General features: G+C 75.5%; 1 pseudogene. It reads right to left on the bottom strand.

What is annotated here, in order from left to right:
* Positions 1 to 551: pseudogene (locus PROKR_RS36255) on the bottom strand (FAD-dependent oxidoreductase); the annotation flags it as partial.

The raw sequence follows: 551 nt of genomic DNA, 5'->3' as shown, positions 1-551 counted from the left end.
GGCAGCCCGACGTCGCCCTCCAGGTCGACCGGCGTCCGCACCTCCAGGCAGGGCGCGCCGTCGGCGTCGACCGCGAGCACGTCCTCGATCGGCTCGGCCAGCACCGAGTTCAGCGAGGCCAGCGTCGCCGCGAGCGCCCGTTCGCGGGCGCCGTCGGGGTCCGCGCGGAAGAGCCGGGCCGGCATGTGCAGCCCGAACAGCGTGATGGTCTGCGCCTCGGTCCCGGCCAGCGCCGGGCCGAGGATGGTCCGGTCGGACAGCGTGTGGCAGTAGATCTCGCTGGGCGGCAGGTTTGGGACGCGCCCGGCGGCGGCCTGCGCGTAGGCCTCCTGGAGCTGCGTCAGCGACTCGTTGACGTGCAGCGTGCCGCTGAACGCGGCGACGGGGTCGACGTCGTCCCGCAGCCTCGGCAGTCGCTTGAGCAGCATGTTCACCTTGAGCTGGGCACCCTCGGGCCCTGACCCGGCCGCGCCGGCAGGACCGGACCCACCAGCCACCACCCCCGACGCGGCCCCCCGCCCGGCCCCGGACAGCAGCCGGTCGAGCTCGGC

Source organism: Promicromonospora kroppenstedtii DSM 19349, assembly GCF_000515355.1.
Classification (GTDB): domain Bacteria; phylum Actinomycetota; class Actinomycetes; order Actinomycetales; family Cellulomonadaceae; genus Promicromonospora; species Promicromonospora kroppenstedtii.
The sequence above is the reverse complement of the archived record's forward strand: the minus strand, read 5'-3'. Positions and strand labels throughout refer to the sequence as shown.